The sequence below is a fragment of the Streptomyces termitum genome (genome assembly GCF_014650175.1).
Lineage (GTDB): Bacteria > Actinomycetota > Actinomycetes > Streptomycetales > Streptomycetaceae > Streptomyces > Streptomyces termitum.
The window spans coordinates 112,564-131,779 of the sequence record NZ_BMUL01000006.1; the positions used below are offsets into that span (position 1 = coordinate 112,564).

Sequence of the window (19,216 nt, forward strand, 5' to 3'; positions counted from 1 at the left end):
GATGGGTAGATCACGTGGCGACGGCCGGGCCGCGTGGGACAGCCCACACGACCCGGCCGTCGGAGCCGGTCGGTTCCCGCGTCAGCGCAGGAAGGGGTCCACCGCGACCGCCACGAAGAGCAGCGACACATAGGTGATGGACCAGTGGAAGAGGCGCATCTCCTTGAGCTTCGCGCCGCCGACCTCGGCCTTGGCGCGGTTGAGGAGGCCGTGCGCCTCCCACAGCCACCAGCCGCCGGTGAGCAGGGCGACGGCGGTGTAGAACCAGCCGGTGTAGCCCAGCGGGGTGAGGAGCAGCGAGACCGCCACCATGACCCAGCTGTAGAGGACGATCTGCTTCGCGACGACCTTGTTGGAGGCGAGGACCGGCAGCATGGGCACGCCCACGCGCGCGTAGTCCTCCTTCACCTTCATCGACAGCGGCCAGTAGTGCGGCGGCGTCCAGAAGAAGATGACCAGGAAGAGGATGACGGCGGCCCAGGACATCGAGTTCGTGACCGAGGACCAGCCGATGAGGACCGGCATGCAGCCGGCGATGCCGCCCCAGACGATGTTCTGCGCGGTCCGCCGCTTCAGGATCATCGTGTAGACGACCACGTAGAAGAGGAGCGCGCCGAGCGACAGCCAGGCGGACAGCCAGTTGACGAGCAGGCCGAACCAGAGGGTGGAGACCACGGCGAGGCTGAGGCCGAAGACCAGGCCCTCGCGCGGCGACACCATGCCGGTGACCAGCGGGCGCTGCGCGGTGCGGTCCATCAGCGCGTCGATGTCGCGGTCGATGTACATGTTCAGCGCGTTGGCGCCGCCCGCGGAGAGGTAGCCGCCGAAGCAGGTGGCGAGCACCAGCCACAGGTCGGGCACGCCCTGCTCGGCGAGGAACATCACCGGGACGGTGGTGATGAGCAGCAGTTCGATGATCCGCGGCTTGGTCAGCGCCACGAATGCCTTGACGCGGGCCCCGAACGGCCGATGGCCCCCCGGGCTGGGAGTCAAGACGACCCCTGCGGGTCGGGACTCGACGGCCGTCACGCACACCCCTGACAGAGAAATCCCAGCAAGTTCCCCGGATAAAGGCGGGGTGAAACTTGCGCGTACCACGCCACTCTAGACGTTGCCCAGACGCCGATCTTCGCGGGGGTGGGGTCGTGTTGGGGCGGCTCTCCCCCGGGCGCGCCCCCGGGACGGGCCGGGCGCGCGTCCGGTCCCCGGCCGAGCGCACGTCAGGCCCCGCGCGCGGTCCGGCGCGCCGCTCGGGAGGCGAAGGCGCGCGCGGGGCGGCAGGCTTGCTCCGTGTGGGGTGGCGGGGTCGCTCCGCGCGCTCATATGAGGGGCATGGACACGGAAAGAGGGGGCCTTTTCGGGGGTAGGCTCGACACCGCCGGTACACCCTCAGTCACCGGCCTCAGACATGTGGAGAGGAGCCCTGACCAGGGTGAGCACTAAGCCGACCACCACAGACCTCGAATGGGCCGATTTGGACCAGCGGGCCGTCGACACCGCTCGCATCCTGGCCGCGGACGCCGTACAGAAGGTCGGCAACGGCCATCCGGGTACGGCGATGAGCCTCGCTCCGGCCGCGTACACCCTCTTCCAGAAGGTGATGCGGCACGATCCGTCCGACCCCGCGTGGGTCGGGCGCGACCGGTTCGTGCTCTCCGCGGGCCACTCGTCCCTGACCCTCTACACCCAGCTGTACCTGGGGGGCTTCGGACTGGAACTGGACGACCTGAAGTCCTTCCGCACCTGGGGTTCGAAGACCCCGGGCCACCCGGAGTACGGCCACACCGCCGGCGTCGAGACCACCACCGGCCCGCTCGGCCAGGGCGTGGCGAACGCGGTGGGCATGGCGATGGCCGCCCGCTTCGAGCGCGGCCTGTTCGATCCGGAGGCGGCGGCCGGGACCTCCCCGTTCGACCACCGGATCTACGTGATCGCCGGTGACGGCTGCCTCCAGGAGGGCATCTCCGCCGAGGCGTCCTCGCTCGCGGGCCACCAGAAGCTCGGCAACCTGATCCTGCTGTGGGACGACAACCACATCTCGATCGAGGGCGACACCGAGACCGCCGTGTCCGAGGACACGATGAAGCGGTACGAGGCGTACGGCTGGCACGTGCAGCGCGTGGAGCCGCAGGAGAACGGCGACCTGGACCCGGCCGCGCTGTACGCGGCGATCCGGGCGGCCGAGGCCGAGACCGAGCGCCCGTCGTTCATCGCGATGCGCTCGATCATCGCCTGGCCCGCGCCGAACGCGCAGAACACCGAGGCCGCGCACGGCTCGGCGCTCGGCGACGAGGAGATCGCGGCCACCAAGCGGGTCCTGGGCTTCGACCCGGAGCGGACCTTCGAGGTCTCCGACGAGGTCATCGCGCACACCCGGGAGCTCGGCGAGCGCGGCCGCGAGGCCCGTGCCGCCTGGGAGAAGCAGTTCGCCGACTGGCGGGAGGCCAACCCGGAGCGCGCCGCCACCTTCGACCGCATCGAGGCCAACGAGCTGCCGGAGGGCTGGGAGGAGAGCATCCCGGTCTTCGAGGCGGGCAAGGGCGTCGCCACCCGCGCGGCCTCCGGCAAGGTGCTCCAGGCGCTGGGCGCGGTCGTCCCCGAGCTGTGGGGCGGCTCGGCCGACCTCGCGGGCTCGAACAACACGACGATCGACAAGACGTCGTCGTTCCTCCCCGAGGGCAACCCGCTGCCCGAGGCGGACCCGTACGGCCGCACGATCCACTTCGGCATCCGCGAGCACGCCATGGCCGCGGAGATGAACGGCATCGCGCTGCACGGCAACACCCGCGTCTACGGCGGCACCTTCCTGGTCTTCTCGGACTACATGCGCAACGCGGTGCGCCTGTCGGCCCTGATGCACCTGCCGGTGACCTACGTGTGGACGCACGACTCGATCGGCCTCGGCGAGGACGGCCCGACCCACCAGCCGGTGGAGCACCTGGCCTCGCTGCGCGCGATCCCGGGCCTGAACCTGGTCCGCCCGGCCGACGCCAACGAGACGGCGATCGCCTGGCGCGAGATCATGAAGCGGCACACCCGCGAGTACCTCAAGGGCGCGCCGCACGGTCTGGCGCTGACCCGCCAGGGCGTGCCGACCTACGCGCCGAACGAGGACGCGGCCAAGGGCGGCTACGTGCTCTTCGACGCCGAGGGCGGTTCGCCGGAGGTCGTGATCATCGCGACCGGCTCCGAGGTGCACCTGGCCGTCGAGGCCCGGGAGGCGCTCCAGGCGGAGGGCGTCCCGGCCCGGGTGGTCTCGATGCCGTCGGTGGAGTGGTTCGAGGAGCAGGACCAGGCGTACAAGGAGTCCGTCCTGCCGCCTTCGGTGAAGGCGCGCGTGGCGGTCGAGGCCGGCATCGGCCTGACCTGGCACAAGTACGTCGGGGATGCGGGCCGGATCGTGTCGCTGGAGCACTTCGGTGCCTCGGCGGACGCCAAGGTCCTCTTCCGTGAGTTCGGTTTCACGCCGGAGGCCGTCGTCGCCGCCGCCCGGGAATCGATCGCCGCCGCCGCGCGCTGACGCGGATACGTACGACTTTTGGAGATGCAACTCTCATGACAGACGCTCTCAAGCGCCTCTCCGACGAAGGCGTCGCGATCTGGCTGGACGACCTGTCGCGCCAGCGGATCACGTCCGGGAACCTGGCCGAGCTGATCGACCAGTCGCACGTGGTCGGTGTCACCACCAACCCGTCGATCTTCCAGAAGGCGATCTCGTCGGGCTGGGGGTCCCCCCGTTCGAGCGAAGCCGAGAACGGGGGAGGGTACGAGCAGCAGCTCGCCGACCTGGCCGCCCGCAAGGTGACCGTGGACGAGGCCATCCGCATGATCACGACGGCGGACGTCCGCGACGCCGCCGACATCCTGCGCCCGGTCTTCGACTCGACCGACGGCCAGGACGGCCGGGTGTCGATCGAGGTCGACCCGCGGCTCGCCCACGACACGGCGGCCACGGTCGCCGAGGCGAAGCAGCTGGCGTGGCTGGTGGACCGGCCGAACACGCTCATCAAGATCCCCGCGACGAAGGCCGGCCTGCCGGCGATCACCGAGGTCATCGGCCTCGGCATCAGCGTCAACGTGACGCTGATCTTCTCGCTGGAGCGCTACCGCGCGGTGATGGACGCCTACCTGGCGGGGCTGGAGAAGGCCCGCGAGCGCGGCCTCGACCTCTCCGAGATCCACTCGGTGGCGTCCTTCTTCGTGTCCCGCGTGGACACGGAGATCGACAAGCGCCTGGACGGCATCGGCACGGACGAGGCCAAGGCCCTCAAGGGCAAGGCCGCGCTCGCCAACGCCCGCCTGGCCTACCAGGCGTACGAGGAGGTCTTCTCCTCGGAGCGCTGGGCGGCCCTGGACAAGGCGCAGGCCAACAAGCAGCGTCCGCTGTGGGCCTCGACCGGCGTGAAGGACCCGGCGTACAAGGACACGCTGTACGTGGTGGACCTGGTCGCTCCCGGCACGGTGAACACCATGCCGGAGGCCACCCTGGAGGCCACCGCCGACCACGGCGAGGTCACCGGTGACACCGTCCGCGGCACGTACGAGCAGTCCCGCGCCGAGCTGGACGCCGTCGAGAAGCTGGGCATCGCCTACGACGACGTCGTGCAGCTCCTGGAGGACGAGGGCGTCGAGAAGTTCGAGGCGGCCTGGAACGACCTGCTCGGTTCGACCGAGGCGGAGCTGAAGCGCCTCGCCCCCTCGGAGGGCTGACCACAGTGAGCACCGTCCACGGAGCCAACCCGCTCCGTGACGCCGCAGACCGACGGCTCCCGCGCATCGCGGGGCCGTCGGGCCTGGTCATCTTCGGTGTCACGGGCGATTTGTCCCGTAAGAAGCTGATGCCTGCCGTCTACGACCTGGCCAACCGCGGCCTGCTGCCGCCGGGCTTCTCGCTCGTCGGCTTCGCCCGCCGGGAGTGGCAGGACGAGGACTTCGCGCAGGAGGTCCACGACGCGGTCAAGCAGCACGCCCGCACGCCCTTCCGCGAGGAGGTCTGGCAGCAGCTCATCCAGGGGATGCGCTTCGTCCAGGGCGACTTCGACAGCGACGAGGCGTTCGAGCAGCTGAAGGACACCATCCAGGAGCTGGACAAGGCGCAGGGCACCGGGGGCAACTTCGCCTTCTACCTGTCCGTGCCGCCGAAGTTCTTCCCCCTGGTGGTCCAGCAGCTGAAGAAGCACGGCCTGGCCGACCAGAAGAACGGCTCCTGGCGCCGCGCCGTCATCGAGAAGCCCTTCGGCCACGACCTGGTCTCCGCCAAGGAGCTCAACGAGGTCGTCCACGAGGTCTTCCCGCCCGAGGCGGTCTTCCGCATCGACCACTACCTCGGCAAGGAGACCGTCCAGAACATCCTGGCGCTCCGCTTCGCCAACACCCTCTTCGAGCCGATCTGGAACCGGTCGTACGTCGACCACGTGCAGATCACCATGGCCGAGGACATCGGCATCGGCGGCCGGGCCGGCTACTACGACGGCATCGGCGCCGCCCGCGACGTCATCCAGAACCACCTGCTCCAGCTGCTCGCGCTGACCGCGATGGAGGAGCCCGCCTCCTTCGACGCCGACGCGCTCGCCGCCGAGAAGACCAAGGTCCTGGGCGCCGTCCGGCTGCCGAAGGACCTGGCGGAGACCACCGTGCGCGGCCAGTACGCGGCGGGCTGGCAGGGCGGCGCGAAGGCCGTCGGCTACCTCCAGGAAGAGGGCATCGACCCCCAGTCGAAGACCGACACCTACGCGGCGGTCAAGCTGGAGATCGACAACCGCCGCTGGGCGGGCGTCCCCTTCTACCTGCGCACCGGCAAGCGGCTGGGCCGCCGGGTCACCGAGATCGCGGTGGTCTTCCAGCGCGCCCCGCACTCCCCCTTCGACCACACGTCGACGGAGGAGCTGGGCCGCAACGCCATCGTCATCCGGGTCCAGCCGGACGAGGGCGTGACCGTCCGCTTCGGCTCGAAGGTGCCGGGCACCCAGATGGAGATCCGGGACGTGTCGATGGACTTCGCCTACGGCGAGTCCTTCACCGAGTCCAGCCCGGAGGCGTACGAGCGGCTCATCCTCGACGTCCTGCTCGGCGACTCCAACCTCTTCCCGCGCGTGGAGGAGGTCGAGCTGTCCTGGAAGATCCTCGACCCGATCGAGCGCTTCTGGGACGAGCACGGGAAGCCCGCGCAGTACGAGTCCGGGACCTGGGGTCCGGTCGAGGCGGACGAGATGCTCGCACGAGACGGCAGGAGCTGGCGCCGGCCATGAAGACCGACCTGACGGACACCACGTCCTCGAAGATCAACAAGGCGCTGGTGCTCGGGCGGCGGGCGATCGGCACGCCGGCCGTCGGCATGGTGCTCACCCTCGTCATCGTCACCGACGAGGAGAACGCCTACGACGCGCTGAAGGCGGCCAGCGAGGCGTCCCGCGAGCACCCCTCGCGGACCCTCGTGGTGATCAAGCGGGTCTCGCGCTCCCCGCGGGACCGTGCCAACACCCGGCTCGACGCCGAGGTCCGCCTCGGCGCCGACGCCGGCTCCGGGGAGACGGTGATCCTCCGGCTGTACGGCGAGGTCGTCGACCAGGCACAGTCGGTGGTCCTGCCGCTGCTCCTCCCGGACGCCCCCGTCGTCGTCTGGTGGCCGGTCAACGCGCCGACCGACCCGGCCCGCGACCCGCTGGGCGCGCTCGCCCAGCGGCGGGTGACCGACACGTACGCCGCCGAGCAGCCCATCGAGGAGCTGACCGCGCGCGCGGACACCTACACCCCGGGCGACACGGACCTGTCGTGGACCCGGATCACTCCGTGGCGCTCGATGCTGGCCGCCGCGCTCGACCAGGTCGCCTGCGAGGTGACCTCGGCCGACGTGGAGGGCGAGGAGTTCAATCCGAGCGTCGAACTGCTGGCGATGTGGCTGGCCGAGCGGCTGAAGGTGCCGGTGCGGCGCTCGAAGTCGGCCGGTCCCGGCCTCACCTCGGTGCGGCTGGAGAGCAGCGCCGGTCCGATCGTGCTCGACCGGCCGGACGGTTCGCTCGCCACCCTCTCCATACAGGGCCAGCCCGACCGGGCGGTGGCGCTCAAGCGCCGCGAGACGGCCGAGCTGATCGCGGAGGAGCTGCGCCGGCTCGACCCGGACGACACCTACGCGGCGGCGCTCCGCTTCGGTCTGGAGCGGCTCGACGAGGAGGCGGCGGTCACCGCCCCCGCCGCCGGGGAGCCGGTCGACGTCACGGCGGCCGGGGAGCCGACCGGCGAGGAGTCCGTGGAGGAGTCCGGCGAGGAGTCCGGGGAGCGGCCCGCGAAGAAGGCTCCGGCCAAGAGGGCCGCGGCGCGGAAGGCGGCGAAGTGAGCGCCCCCCGGCTGGTGGTCCACCGCGACAAGGAGCTGATGGCCGAGGCCGCCGCGGCCCGCCTGATCACGGCGGTCGTGGACGCGCAGGCCGCCCGGGGCACCGCCTCGGTCGTCCTGACCGGCGGCCGCAACGGCAACGGGCTGCTCGCCGCCCTCGGCCGGGCGCCCGCCCGGGACGCGGTCGACTGGTCGCGGCTCGACCTGTGGTGGGGCGACGAGCGCTTCCTCCCCGGCGGCGACCCGGAGCGGAACGTCACCCAGGCCCGCGAGGCGCTGCTGGACCGGGTCCCGCTGGACCCCGCCCGGGTGCACGCCATGCCCGCCTCGGACGGCCCCCTCGGGGACGACGTCGACGCGGCGGCCGCCGCCTACGCGGCCGAACTGGCCGCGGCGGCCGGTCCCGGCGACCCGGCGGGCGTCCCGGTCTTCGACGTGCTCATGCTGGGCGTCGGCCCGGACACCCACGTGGCCTCGCTCTTCCCCGGGCTCCCGGCGGTCCGGGAGACCGGCCGGACGGTGGTCGGGGTGCGCGACGCGCCCAAGCCGCCGCCGACCCGGATCTCCCTGACCCTCCCGGCGATCCGGGCGGCGCGGGAGGTCTGGCTGCTCGCGGCCGGCGCGGACAAGGCGGCGGCCGCGGCCACCGTGCTGTCCGGCGCGGACGAGGCGGCGGCCCCGGCGGCCGGCGCGCGCGGCCGCGAGGCCACGCTGTGGCTGATGGACGAGGCCGCCGCGGCGGACCTGCCGCGCGAGCGGTAGCCCGTACGGTACGGCCCCCGGGCCCGGTTCACCCCTCGGTGGACCGGGCCCGGGGCGTTTCCGGCTGTTCCAGGAAGGGCCGCAGGAGCCCCGGCACGGCCTCGTCGGCCAGTGCCAGGCCCGCCGTCTCCCCCACGTCCAGGACGCTGTAGGCGCCCTCCCCGGCGGCCGTGGTCGCGGTCAGGGTGAGGAGTCCGGCGCGCCGCTGGAAGTACGACTGCTCGACCGTCCAGCCGATGATCCCGGTGCGCCGGAGGGCGACCGTGCTCCGGCGGACGGTCCCGGAGCGGCCCACCAGGTGGCCGCCGGCGAGGGCGTGCCCGAGGGAACGGTACGCGTCCCGGGCGAGGAGCAGGGCGAGCGGGGTGAGGACGACGGTCCAGCCGGCCGCCACGTACAGCAGCACCGGGGTGAGGAGCGCCCCGAGGGCGGCGAGGAGGACAGCGGGGCCGAGGACCGCGGCGAGTGCCCAGCGCAGCCGCCGGGTGCGGGCGGCGGGCGGGTGGGCGGCGAGCGGGGCGGAGGTGGGGGCGGTGGTCTCGCGCAGCACCTCGGCGGCGACCCGGTCGGCGACGGCCCGGGGCACGGCGGGCAGCAGCGCCTTGAGGTCGGTGTGCTTGTCCTCGTCGTCCTCGGTGAGGCCGGTGGCGACGGCGTCGAGGCGGGCGGCGCCGAAGAGGCGGACGCCGAGCGGCTCGACCAGTTCGACCCCGCGCAGCCGGCGCTCCTCCAGGGTCACCGAGCGGCTGGTGAACAGGCCGCGGCGGACCCGGAGGGTGCCGCCGGGTTCGCGTTCGAGCCGGTGGTTCCACCACATCTCGACCCAGAGGCCGAGGGCGCCGACGGCTCCGGCGAGGGTCGCGAGGAGGACCAGGTCGACGATCATCCAGGGCAGCGAGACGTCCCGGAAGCGGTCCCCTATCCAGTCGAGGACCTCGGCCTGGGCGCCGAACCACTCGCTGACCTGCATGACGGCTCCGGCGGCGGCGCCGCCGAGGGCGGGGGCGACGAAGGAGACGGGGGCGTAGCGGATCCAGCGGGGGTCGAGCACGGCGAGGACGCCGTCGTGACCGGCGTCCGGGACGGCGGCGCGGGCGAGGAGGGTGCGGCGGAGCCGTTCGCCCTCGGCACGGGTGACGAGTTCGAGTTCGAGGGTGGACTCGCCGCCGCCGGTGGACTCCCCGGTGCCGATGCGGACCTTGGTGAGGCCGAGGACGCGCTGGAGGGGGTTGGCGGTGAGGTCGACGCTGCGGATGCGGTCGCGGGCCAGCGAGCGGCTCTTGAGCAGCAGCAGGCCGGTGCGGAGGTCCACCCGGTCGGGGCCGATCCGGTAGCGGGTGCGGCGCCAGCGGACCCAGTCGCCCGCGGTGCCGGCGAGGATCAGCAGCAGGGCGCCGGCCAGCACCCAGCCGACGGCCTGGGCGAGCGGCCGGTCGCCGGCGAGTCCGGCGGCGACCGGCACCCCGGCACCGCCGGCGACCCCGGCGAGGACGGCCGCGGTGACCAGGAGGGTGCGCCGGTCGAGCCGCCGCCACTCCTCCCCGTCCGGGTCCCCGGCGGGGCTCACGTGGCGTCCCCGGGGGCGGCGCCGGTGAGTTCGGTGAGCCGTTCGGCGAGCTCCGCGGCGCGCTCGTGGTCGAGTCCCTCGACCCGGAGCGCGCCCTTGGAGGAAGCCGTGGTGACGGTGACGGTGGCCAGCCCGAACAGCTGCTCCAGCGGGCCGCGCGCGGTGTCCACGGTCTGGATCCGGGACATCGGCGCGATCCGCGACTCCTGCCACAGGGCGCCCGTGCGGACGTACACCGCCTCGTCGGTGACCTCCCAGCGGTGCACCCGGTACCACCAGGAGGGGAAGAAGGCGGTCCAGGCCAGGCCCGCCGCGGTGACGGCGGCGGCCGAGGCGAGCAGCCAGCCGCGGGCCGGGTCGATCAGGACGCCGAGGACGGCGAGGACGGCCGCCGGGACGGCGGTGGTGACGAGGCACTGGGTGCGCCACCAGCCGACGGCCCGGGTGTCCACGGCGTGCCGGGGCGGCCGGAGCCGTATCGCGTTCTCCCCCTCCACCGGTCTACTCCCGGCCGCGCAGGGCGCGGTAGGCGGAGACGAGTCCGGCGGTGGAGCTGTCGAGCCCCTCGGCGGCGCCGTCGCCGGTCAGGACGGGTTCGATCCGCTTGGCGAGGACCTTGCCGAGCTCGACGCCCCACTGGTCGAAGGAGTCGATGTTCCAGATCGCGCCCTGGACGAAGACCTTGTGCTCGTAGAGCGCCACCAGCTGGCCGAGGACCGACGGGGTGAGGGCGTCGGCGAGGAGGGTGGTGGTGGGGTGGTTCCCCGCGAAGGTCTTGTGCGGGACCAGTTCCTCGGGCACGCCCTCGGCGCGGACCTCGTCGGGGGTCTTGCCGAAGGCGAGGGCCTGGGTCTGGGCGAAGAAGTTGGCCATCAGCAGGTCGTGCTGGGGGACCAGGCCGGGGGTCAGGTCCTCGACGGGGCGGGCGAAGCCGATGAAGTCGGCGGGGATGAGCTTGGTGCCCTGGTGGATGAGCTGGTAGTAGGCGTGCTGGCCGTTGGTGCCGGGGGTGCCCCAGACGACCGGGCCGGTCTGCCAGTCGACCGGCTCGCCCTGGCGGTCCACCGACTTGCCGTTGGACTCCATGTCGAGCTGCTGGAGGTAGGCGGTGAACTTGGACAGGTAGTGGGAGTACGGCAGGACGGCGTGCGACTGGGCGTCGAAGAAGCCGCCGTACCAGACGCCGAGGAGGCCGAGGAGGAGGGGCGCGTTCTCCTCGGGCGGGGCGGTGCGGAAGTGCTCGTCGACGAGGTGGAAGCCGTCGAGCATCTCGCGGAAGCGGTCCGGGCCGATGGCGATCATCAGGGAGAGGCCGATGGCGGAGTCGTACGAGTAGCGGCCGCCGACCCAGTCCCAGAACTCGAACATGTTGGCGGTGTCGATGCCGAACTCCTCGACCCGCTCGGCGTTGGTGGAGAGCGCCACGAAGTGCTTCGCGACGGCCTCCTGACCGGCCTTCAGCCCGGTGAGGAGCCAGGTGCGGGCGGACGTGGCGTTGGTGACCGTCTCGATGGTGGTGAAGGTCTTCGAGGCGACGACGAAGAGGGTCTCGGCGGGGTCGAGGTCGCGGACGGCCTCGTGGAGGTCGGCGCCGTCGACGTTGGAGACGAAACGGACCGTCAGGTCGCGCCGGGTGTAGGCGCGGAGGACCTCGTAGGCCATGGCGGGGCCGAGGTCGGAGCCGCCGATGCCGATGTTGACGACGTTCTTGATGGGCTTGCCGGTGTGGCCGGTCCACTCGCCCGAGCGGACCTTGTCGGCGAAGGCGGCCATCTTGTCGAGGACGGCGTGGACGGCGGGGACGACGTTCTCGCCGTCCACCTCGATCACGGCGTCGCGGGGGGCGCGGAGCGCGGTGTGCAGGACCGCCCGGTCCTCGGTGGTGTTGATCTTCTCGCCGCGGAACATGGCGTCGCGCAGTCCGGCGACGTCGGTGGCGGCGGCCAGGTCGCGCAGGAGTTCCAGGGTCTCGTCGGTGACGAGGTGCTTGGAGTGGTCCAGGAGGAGGTCGCCGACGCGCAGGGTGTGGCGGGTGCCGCGCTCCGGGTCGGCGGCGAACAGGTCGCGCAGATGGGTGCCGGCCAGCTGTTCCCGGTGCTTGCCGAGTGCCGCCCACTCCGGCAGCCGGTTGAGCCTGGTGCGTCCCTCAGTGGTCATTTCTGACATCGCCCACTTCTTCTCGTACGTTTCTGCCCCGCTGCGCCTCCCAACCTAATTGATCGCACGGGACGATCCGCGCCACCGGAGGCGGACACGTCGAAGGGCCCCGGACGCGAACGTGGTTCGTGTCCGGGGCCCTTCGGCGGGCAGTGTGTCAGATCTCGCCCCGCAGCTTGGCGAGCGCCTCGGCGAGGATGGCCTCGCCGTCCGCGTCGCTGCGCCGCTCGCGGACGTACGCGAGGTGGGTCTTGTACGGTTCGGTGCGCGGGGGGTCCGGGGGGTTGTCCCGGTCCTGGCCGGCCGGGAATCCGCAGCGGGGGCAGTCCCAGGTGTCCGGGACCTGCGCGTCGCTGGCGAAACTCGGCTGGGTCTCGTGCCCGTTCGAGCACCAGAAGGAGATGCGGAGGCGCGGTGCCGACTCGCCCCGCTCGGCCTCCCCCATCGGCCCCGCGCCGACCCGGCTTCCCCGGATCGCGTTGCCACTTGCCACGGTCGTAACTCCCTGCGTGATGGTGCTCGAAGATGCCCCAGTCTACGGAAGGCCCAACGCGCGTCCAGTGTGCGGAGTTACCCGTCCAGCTTCATGAGCAGACCCAGCACCACGATGCAGGCGAACCAGAGCAGCCCGACCACGACCGTGATGCGGTCGAGGTTGCGCTCGGCGACCGAGGAGCCGCCGACGGAGGACTGCATGCCGCCGCCGAACATGTCGGAGAGGCCGCCGCCCTTCCCCTTGTGCATCAGCACCAGCAGCATCAGCAGGCCGCTGAAGACGATCAGGGCGATCGAGAACCCCATAACCACGGCTGGACCAACTTCCTCGGACTGAATAGGGACGGGGGCCGGGCACCTGCCCGACCCCCGCAAGGGTACGACGGATCGCCGCTAGCGCATACTCACTGGTCGCGGAAGCGCACGATCTTGACGAACTCCTCGGCGTCGAGCGAGGCCCCGCCGACCAGGGCGCCGTCGATGTCCGGCTTCGCCATGATCTCGGCGACGTTGCCGCTCTTGACGGAGCCGCCGTACTGGATGCGGATCTTGTCGGCGACGTCCTGGGAGTACAGCTCGGCGAGCTTGCCGCGGATCGCCCCGCAGACCTCCTGGGCGTCGTCGGCGCCGCAGACCTTGCCGGTGCCGATGGCCCAGACCGGCTCGTAGGCGACGACGACCGTCTCGGCCTGCTCGGCCGGGACGTCCTTGAGGCCGCCCTCGACCTGGGCGAGGGTGTGCGCGACGGCGTTGCCGGCCTCGCGCACGTCCAGCTCCTCGCCGACGCAGAGGATCGGGGTGATGCCGTGGGCGAAGGCGGCCTTCACCTTGGCGTTGCACAGCTCGTCGGACTCGCCGTGGTACTGGCGGCGCTCGGAGTGGCCGACGGCGACGAAGCCGGTGTTGAGCTTGGCGAGCATGGCGCCGGAGATCTCACCGGTGTACGCGCCGGACTCGTGGGCCGACAGGTCCTGGGCGCCGTACTTGATCTTGAGCTTGTCGCCCTCGATCAGGGTCTGCACGGAGCGCAGGTCGGTGAAGGGGACGAGGACGGCGACCTCACAGGCGTCGTAGTCCTTGTCGGTGAGCGAGAAGGCGAGCTTCTGGACGTGGGCGATGGCCTCCAGGTGGTTGAGGTTCATCTTCCAGTTGCCCGCCATCAGCGGGGTACGGGTGCTCACGGTTGTTCAGTCCTCCAGTGCGACGAGGCCGGGGAGCTGCTTGCCCTCGAGGTATTCGAGGGAGGCGCCGCCACCGGTCGAGATGTGTCCGAAGGCGTTCTCGTCGAAGCCCAGGGTGCGGACGGCGGCGGCGGAGTCTCCGCCGCCGACGACCGTGAAGGCCGGGGAGTCGACGAGGGCCTGGGCGACGGCGCGGGTGCCGTCGGCGTAGTCGGGGTGCTCGAAGACGCCCATCGGGCCGTTCCAGAAGACGGTGGCCGCGTCGGCGAGCTTCGAGGCGTACAGCTTGTTGGTCTCGGGGCCGTTGTCCAGGCCCATGAAACCGGCGGGAATGGCGTCCGCGGCCACCGTGCGGTGCTCGGTCGGGGCCTTGGCCTTGAGGTCCGGGAAGCCCTCGGAGACGACGACGTCGACGGGGAGCACGAACTCCACGCCCCGGTCCTCGGCCCGCCGGAGGTACTCCAGGACCGCCGGGATCTGGTCCTCCTGGAGGAGCGAGCTGCCGACCTCGTGGCCCTGGGCCTTGAGGAAGGTGTACGCCATGCCGCCGCCGATCAGGATGCGGTCGGCACGCTCCAGGAGGTGGTCGATGACGCCGAGCTTGTCGGAGACCTTGGAGCCGCCGAGGACCACGGCGTAGGGCCGGCGGACGTCCTCGGTGAGCTTCTTGAGGACGCCGACCTCGGTGGCGATGAGGTAGCCGGCGGCGTGCGGGAGCTTGCCGGGGAGGTCGTAGACCGAGGCGTGCTTGCGGTGGACGGCGCCGAAGCCGTCGCCGACGTAGAGGTCCGCGAGGGCGGCCAGCTGCTCCGCGAAGGCGTCGCGCTCGGCGTCGTCCTTGGAGGTCTCGCCGGCGTTGAAGCGGAGGTTCTCGATGACGGCCACGCCGCCGTCGGCCAGGCCCGCGACGGTCGCCCGCGCGGACTCGCCGACGGTGTCGGTGGCGAAGGCCACCTCGGTGCCGAGCAGCTCGCCGAGCCGCGCGGCGGCCGGGGCGAGGGAGAAGGCCGGGTCCGGGGCGCCCTTGGGGCGGCCCAGGTGGGAGGCGACCACGACGCGGGCACCGGCGTCGGCGAGCGCCTTGACCGTGGGGACGACGGCGCGGATCCGGCCGTCGTCGGTGATGGTGGTGCCGTCGAGCGGCACGTTGAGATCGGCGCGGACGAACACCCGCCTGCCCTCGACGCCCTCGCCGAGAAGCTCGTCGATCGTCTTCATCTGTTCACTGACTCCTTGGTACGCGGTGGAGCACACGAGACAGGGCTCGCGCAGCGCTTCGTCGCGCCGCCCGAGCCCTGCTCACATCGAAAGCCCTGCCCTGCCGAACCCTAGTACGTCAGAGCTGGGCGCCGACGAAGGTGGTCAGGTCGACGAGGCGGTTGGAGTAGCCCCACTCGTTGTCGTACCAGCCGAGGATCTTCACCGAGTTGCCGTCCTGGACCATGGTCAGCGAGGAGTCGAAGGTGCACGACGCCGGGTCGCTGACGATGTCGGAGGAGACGATCGGGTCCTCGGTGTAGAAGAGGATGCCCTTCAGCGGGCCGTCCTCGGCCGCCTTCTTGAACGCGGCGTTGACCTCGTCGCGGGTGACCTCGCGGTCCAGGGTGACGACCAGGTCGGTGGCCGAGCCGGTGGGGACCGGGACGCGCATGGCGATGCCGTCCAGCTTGCCCTTGAGCTGCGGGAGGACCAGGGCGGTGGCCTTGGCGGCACCGGTCGTGGTCGGGATGATGTTCTCCGCGGCGGCGCGGGCGCGGCGCAGGTCCTTGTGCGGGAAGTCCAGGATGCGCTGGTCGTTGGTGTAGGCGTGGACCGTGGTCATCAGGCCGCGGACGATGCCGAAGTTCTCGTCGAGGACCTTGGCCATCGGCGCCACGCAGTTGGTGGTGCAGGAGGCGTTGGAGATGACGTCGTGGTTCGCCGGGTCGTACTGGTCCTGGTTGACGCCCATGACGATGGTGATGTCCTCGTCCTTGGCCGGAGCCGAGATGAGGACCTTCTTGGCGCCGCCCGCGAGGTGCTTGGCGGCGTCCTCGCGCTTGGTGAAGATGCCGGTCGACTCGATGACGACGTCGACGCCGAGCTCGCCCCACGGGATGTCGGCGGGGTCGCGCTCGGAGAGCACCTTGATGGTGTGGCCGTCGACGGTGATGGTGTCGGCGGTGTGGGAGACCTCGGCCTTGAGGCGCCCCAGGATGGTGTCGTACTTCAGCAGGTGGGCCGTGGTCGCGGTGTCGCCCAGGTCGTTGACGGCCACGACCTCGATGTCGGCACCCTGCTCAAGAAGCGCGCGGAAGTAGTTGCGACCGATACGGCCAAAGCCGTTGATGCCTACGCGGATCGTCACGAACCGATCTCCTCGTTAGGAACGCCGGTGATATCTCACACCAGCGAGATCTTGATTTTTTGGGATGTCCCCGACCGCTTCCGACCCTACCTCTCCGGGCGCTCCGGAGTGACATCGAGCGCAGCCGTTCGAGCCCGCCACGCAAGGGGAGAACGGTGTGAGAAGCCCGACGGCCCGTACCCGGCAACGGGTACGGGCCGTCCTGGGACCTTCGGCCCCACTACGCGGCGTCAGCGGCGGAGCGCGGTGAGGGCACGGTCGAGGAGCCGCTGCCGGTCGGCCGCGGCGGGGACGTGCTCCAGGCCGAAGCCGAGGAGGACGGTGTCGCGGGTGGTGACGGCGGCGACGGAGTGGAACAGCGCCGGGGAGCGGGTCCAGTCGGTGGTGTTGCCGGGGCTGCCGGCCGGGGCGCCGGGCACGGTCCAGGCGCCGAGGGAGGTCTCGAAGCCCTCCTTCTCGGTGCCGGCGGCGGTGGTGAGGCGCAGGTCGTCGACGAAGGCGCCGGTCTCGCCGGTGCCGGGGTCGGAGACGTACGAGAAGGAGAGTTCGACCTGCTTGCCCGCCCAGGGCGAGAGGTCCACGGAGGCGTCCTTCCAGCCGTTGGAGGGGCCGGTGAAGGCGTTCCAGGCGCCGCTGGTGCCGGTGGGCGCGCAGTCCTCGCCGCCGAGGGTGAGGTAGCGGCCGAGGGCGGGGTGGAGCTGGAGGTAGTAGCCCTCGCCGCAGTCGGCGGGCGGGGTGGCGGAGGTGCCGCCGTTGCGGTCGGGCAGGGTGGTCCAGTCGTCCTGGCCGGCGGTGCGGGCCTCGACGATCAGGTTGTCGTAGCCGGGCTCGGTGTCGTAGCTGATCCGGAAGTCGAGCCGGGGGGCGTCGGCGGCGGTGGTGCCGGTGAGGTCGACGGTGCGGGCGAGCCGGGCCCAGGTGTTGTCGGCGTGCCGGACGGCGGCGAAGGAGCTGCCCTCGGCGGGCTCGAAGGGGGTGCGGAGCCCCGGGTAGTCGCCGGCCGGGGCGCTGCTCGCGAACTGCGGGAAGTCCTTCGGCGGGAGGCTGTCGGAGGTGACGGTGTAGGCGCCCGCGTCGTCGAGCGGGTTGCCCTCGGCGGCGCCGAGGCCGAGGGCCGGGCCGGCGAGGCGGCCGGTGCCGGCGAAGGAGGTCGCGCCGTTCAGTCCGGCGCGGCGGTAGGCGCCGAGGTAGTACTGGGCGAAGTCGTTGGACTCGGCCCGGCCGACCTGGGAGAGCCCGCCGGTCTTCTCACCGGCGTTGACGAGCTTGCCGCCCTCGTTGAGGTAGGAGCGGACGGCGAGCTGGACGGCTCCGGAGGGGCTCTCGGCGCCGGTGTACCAGACGACGGCGGGGAAGTGGGAGAGGACGCCGAGGGCGTGCGGGGCGCCCTGGGCGGCGACGTCCCAGACGGCTGCCTTCCGGCCGGTGGCGGCGAGCGCCTTCACGTAGGTGCCGGTGTTCCGGGCCGCGGCGGTGCCGCCCTCCTCGGCGAGGACGAGGACGTCGGCGCGGGGCCGCTCGGCGACCCGGTAGGTGAAGGGGGTGGTGGAGGCGGTCCGGCCGGCGCGGTCGCGGCCGGTGAACCAGACCTCGACGGAGTTCCCGGGCCGGGTGCCGGTCACGGTGCCCCGGTACTCGTCGTAGAGGAGGTTGTCCTCGCCGCCGTAGGTCTCGCCGCCCTTCCAGGCGGAGAGCGGGGCCCTGTGGACGCGTCCGCCGTCGATCCGGTACTGGAGGGTCTTGCCGCGCAGCGACCTGCGGGCGGTGACGGCGACCGGCTGGTCCTCGCCGCGGGCGGCGTAGGAGGTGGTGAAGGCGTCGGGGACGAGGGCCGGGGCCGGGGCGCCGACCGGGGAGACCGGGTCGTCGGCGCGGGTGGCGGACTCGGCGACGGCGAGCGCGAAGGGGAGGTTCTTGGCGAACTCGGCCTGGATCAGCTTCTCGTCGTCGGGGAAGGTGAAGACGGAGGCGCAGTCGGCGGCCTCCCAGGCGTCGTTCGGGTCGACGCGGGAGGCGGTGGCGCAGGTGGACATCTCCGGGGTGAACATCTGCATCCCGTTGACGTTGGCGGCGTGTCCGTCGGCCTCGCCGTTGGTGGTGTAGAGCTCGGAGGAGACCTGCGGCCGGTAGCCGGGGATCGCGGACTTCTCCGGGGTGCCGGCGAGCGCCTTCAGGGCGGTGTCGTCGGGGGTGTCGGTGGCGACCTGCCAGCCGACGCCGTACAGCAGGAGCTGGGCGGCGGAGTGGTAGTTGATGCCGTAGGCGAAGCCGATCCGCTTCTCGAAGGCGTCGAGGGCGCGGGTCTCCGGCTCGGACATGGCGGACGGGCCGCGGTAGGTCTCGTCGGCGGGGTCGGGGGACGAGCCCTCGTTGTCGTAGCCCCACTTGTAGCCGAAGTTGCGGTTGAGGTCGACGCCGTCGCCCGCGGTGATCCGGCCGTCGCCGTCGTTGTCGCGGAGGTTCTTGCGCCACTGGCGGTTGGCCGGGTCGGCGTGGGTGTGGTCGTAGCCGTCCGGGTTGGCGGAGAGCACGAACCACAGCTCGGTGGAGTCGACGATCCGGGTGGTGCGGGGGTCCTTGCCGTAGCCGTCGAGGTAGTGGTGGAGGAGGCGCCGGGTCATCTCCGGCGTGATCCACTCGCGGGCGTGCTGGTTGGAGACGTACAGGGTGGCGGGCTTGGCGCCGTCCTTCGTCTTCCGGGCGCCCTTGGTGACCTTGACGGCGAGGATGTCCTGGCCCTTGAGGGTCTTGCCGATGGAGACGACCTTGGTGAGGTCGGGGCGGGCGGCGGCGGTGCGGAGGAGTTCCTCCTTGAGGCCGCCGGGGCCGCCGTAGGGGCGGAAGACGCCGTCCCCGGCGGTCGCGGCGCGGCGGGCGGCGGCGGGGCCGGGGTCGTGGGCGGCGAGGGCGACGCCCCGGCCGCGCAGGGCGGCGGCCTGGTCCCCGGTGAGGTAGACCTCGACGGTGGCGGTGCCCCGGGCGGGGACCTCCTCGGTCAGTTCCCGGGCGTCGGCGCCGGCGTCGACGAGGAGCGGGACCTGCGCCCTGGTGAGGGTGGCCCGCCAGACGGAGAGGGCGTCGCCGCCTCCGGGGTCCGCCGGCCGTGCTCCGGCCGCGGGTGCCGCCGCCAGACCGGCGATCAGCAGGGAAGTGGCGGCGAGGATCGCTCGCGCGCTTCGTCTCATGGGCCCCCCTTGATGCGATCCGTCACGAAACCGAACGGAGGCAAGGCTCTTGGGCGCCCCGGGGCCTGTCAAGGGTGCCGCGCGCGGCCCGTCCGTTCGGAGGACCGTCCGCGACTCCGCGTCAGAAACGTTTCTGCACAGGGGAGTTACGGACTCCGCATGAAAAGACGGAGGTACCGGTACCCGGACA

The 19,216-nt window shown here is 72.0% G+C and carries 15 protein-coding genes; 5 read left to right on the forward strand and 10 right to left on the reverse strand.

The window, feature by feature from the left end; all coding sequences use genetic code 11:
- Nucleotides 1-81 precede the first annotated feature (81 nt).
- A complete protein-coding gene (locus IE219_RS13475; protein ID WP_189976920.1) occupies nucleotides 82-1,035 on the reverse strand; it encodes a heme o synthase in 954 nt (317 codons plus the stop codon).
- A gap of 397 nt (nucleotides 1,036-1,432) precedes the next feature.
- Here IE219_RS13475 and tkt point away from each other — a divergent pair, with 397 nt between their 5' ends.
- From tkt to pgl, 5 genes are read left to right on the forward strand one after another with little or no spacing between them, the layout of a single operon-like run.
- Nucleotides 1,433-3,520 carry a transketolase gene (tkt, locus tag IE219_RS13480; RefSeq protein ID WP_189976921.1) on the forward strand — a complete coding sequence of 696 codons (2,088 nt, stop codon included), beginning with the start codon at nucleotides 1,433-1,435 and terminating at the stop codon, nucleotides 3,518-3,520.
- A gap of 35 nt (nucleotides 3,521-3,555) precedes the next feature.
- Nucleotides 3,556-4,710 (forward strand): transaldolase, encoded by a 1,155-nt coding sequence (gene tal, locus IE219_RS13485; protein ID WP_189976922.1) that lies wholly within the window; start codon nucleotides 3,556-3,558, stop codon nucleotides 4,708-4,710.
- Nucleotides 4,711-4,715: 5 nt separating this feature from the next.
- The gene (zwf, locus tag IE219_RS13490) at nucleotides 4,716-6,248 is read left to right on the forward strand and encodes a glucose-6-phosphate dehydrogenase (RefSeq protein WP_189976923.1); all 1,533 of its coding nucleotides are present in this window, start codon (nucleotides 4,716-4,718) and stop codon (nucleotides 6,246-6,248) included.
- Nucleotides 6,245-7,333, forward strand: a complete 1,089-nt coding sequence (opcA, locus tag IE219_RS13495) for a glucose-6-phosphate dehydrogenase assembly protein OpcA (protein ID WP_189976924.1) — start codon at nucleotides 6,245-6,247, stop codon at nucleotides 7,331-7,333. The genes zwf and opcA overlap by 4 nt, the downstream gene beginning before the upstream one ends.
- Nucleotides 7,330-8,094 (forward strand): 6-phosphogluconolactonase, encoded by a 765-nt coding sequence (gene pgl / locus IE219_RS13500; protein WP_189976925.1) that lies wholly within the window; start codon nucleotides 7,330-7,332, stop codon nucleotides 8,092-8,094. The genes opcA and pgl overlap by 4 nt, the downstream gene beginning before the upstream one ends.
- Before the next feature lie 28 nt (nucleotides 8,095-8,122).
- Here pgl and IE219_RS13505 read toward each other — a convergent pair whose 3' ends face one another.
- The 9 genes from IE219_RS13505 to IE219_RS13545 all read right to left on the reverse strand — a co-directional run bounded on the left by IE219_RS13505 (nucleotide 8,123) and on the right by IE219_RS13545 (nucleotide 19,026).
- On the reverse strand, nucleotides 8,123-9,661 hold the full coding sequence (locus IE219_RS13505) for a PH domain-containing protein (protein ID WP_189976926.1): 1,539 nt from the start codon (nucleotides 9,659-9,661) through the stop codon (nucleotides 8,123-8,125).
- Nucleotides 9,658-10,158, reverse strand: coding sequence for a PH domain-containing protein (locus tag IE219_RS13510; RefSeq protein WP_189976927.1), 501 nt, complete (start codon nucleotides 10,156-10,158; stop codon nucleotides 9,658-9,660). Before IE219_RS13510 ends, IE219_RS13505 begins: the two co-directional genes overlap by 4 nt.
- Before the next feature lie 4 nt (nucleotides 10,159-10,162).
- Nucleotides 10,163-11,827 carry a glucose-6-phosphate isomerase gene (gene pgi, locus IE219_RS13515; RefSeq protein ID WP_373298824.1) on the reverse strand — a complete coding sequence of 555 codons (1,665 nt, stop codon included), beginning with the start codon at nucleotides 11,825-11,827 and terminating at the stop codon, nucleotides 10,163-10,165.
- A 148-nt stretch (nucleotides 11,828-11,975) separates the two neighbouring features.
- Nucleotides 11,976-12,311, reverse strand: a complete 336-nt coding sequence (locus IE219_RS13520) for an RNA polymerase-binding protein RbpA (protein ID WP_003957010.1) — start codon at nucleotides 12,309-12,311, stop codon at nucleotides 11,976-11,978.
- A gap of 77 nt (nucleotides 12,312-12,388) precedes the next feature.
- Entirely contained in the window at nucleotides 12,389-12,619 is a 231-nt protein-coding gene (gene secG, locus IE219_RS13525) for a preprotein translocase subunit SecG (protein WP_017238647.1), read from the reverse strand.
- A gap of 98 nt (nucleotides 12,620-12,717) precedes the next feature.
- Nucleotides 12,718-13,494 carry a triose-phosphate isomerase gene (gene tpiA / locus IE219_RS13530; RefSeq protein WP_189976929.1) on the reverse strand — a complete coding sequence of 259 codons (777 nt, stop codon included), beginning with the start codon at nucleotides 13,492-13,494 and terminating at the stop codon, nucleotides 12,718-12,720.
- Between the two features lie 6 nt (nucleotides 13,495-13,500).
- Nucleotides 13,501-14,712: a phosphoglycerate kinase gene (locus IE219_RS13535; RefSeq protein WP_189976930.1), complete on the reverse strand. Its 1,212-nt coding sequence runs from the start codon at nucleotides 14,710-14,712 to the stop codon at nucleotides 13,501-13,503.
- Between the two features lie 118 nt (nucleotides 14,713-14,830).
- Nucleotides 14,831-15,841: a type I glyceraldehyde-3-phosphate dehydrogenase gene (gene gap / locus IE219_RS13540; RefSeq protein WP_189976931.1), complete on the reverse strand. Its 1,011-nt coding sequence runs from the start codon at nucleotides 15,839-15,841 to the stop codon at nucleotides 14,831-14,833.
- 230 nt (nucleotides 15,842-16,071) lie between these two features.
- The gene (locus tag IE219_RS13545; protein WP_189976932.1) at nucleotides 16,072-19,026 is read right to left on the reverse strand and encodes a M14 family metallopeptidase; all 2,955 of its coding nucleotides are present in this window, start codon (nucleotides 19,024-19,026) and stop codon (nucleotides 16,072-16,074) included.
- Nucleotides 19,027-19,216: the final 190 nt, after the last annotated feature.

Excerpts from the sequence above, each read along its gene's own strand:
- tal (WP_189976922.1), top strand. The coding sequence starts at position 3,556 with ATGACAGACGCTCTCAAGCGCCTCTCCGACGAAGGCGTCGCGATCTGG.
- opcA (WP_189976924.1), top strand. The coding sequence starts at position 6,245 with ATGAAGACCGACCTGACGGACACCACGTCCTCGAAGATCAACAAGGCG.
- pgi (WP_373298824.1), bottom strand. The coding sequence starts at position 11,827 with ATGTCAGAAATGACCACTGAGGGACGCACCAGGCTCAACCGGCTGCCG.
- secG (WP_017238647.1), bottom strand. The coding sequence starts at position 12,619 with ATGGGGTTCTCGATCGCCCTGATCGTCTTCAGCGGCCTGCTGATGCTG.
- IE219_RS13535 (WP_189976930.1), bottom strand. The coding sequence starts at position 14,712 with ATGAAGACGATCGACGAGCTTCTCGGCGAGGGCGTCGAGGGCAGGCGG.
- IE219_RS13545 (WP_189976932.1), bottom strand. The coding sequence starts at position 19,026 with ATGAGACGAAGCGCGCGAGCGATCCTCGCCGCCACTTCCCTGCTGATC.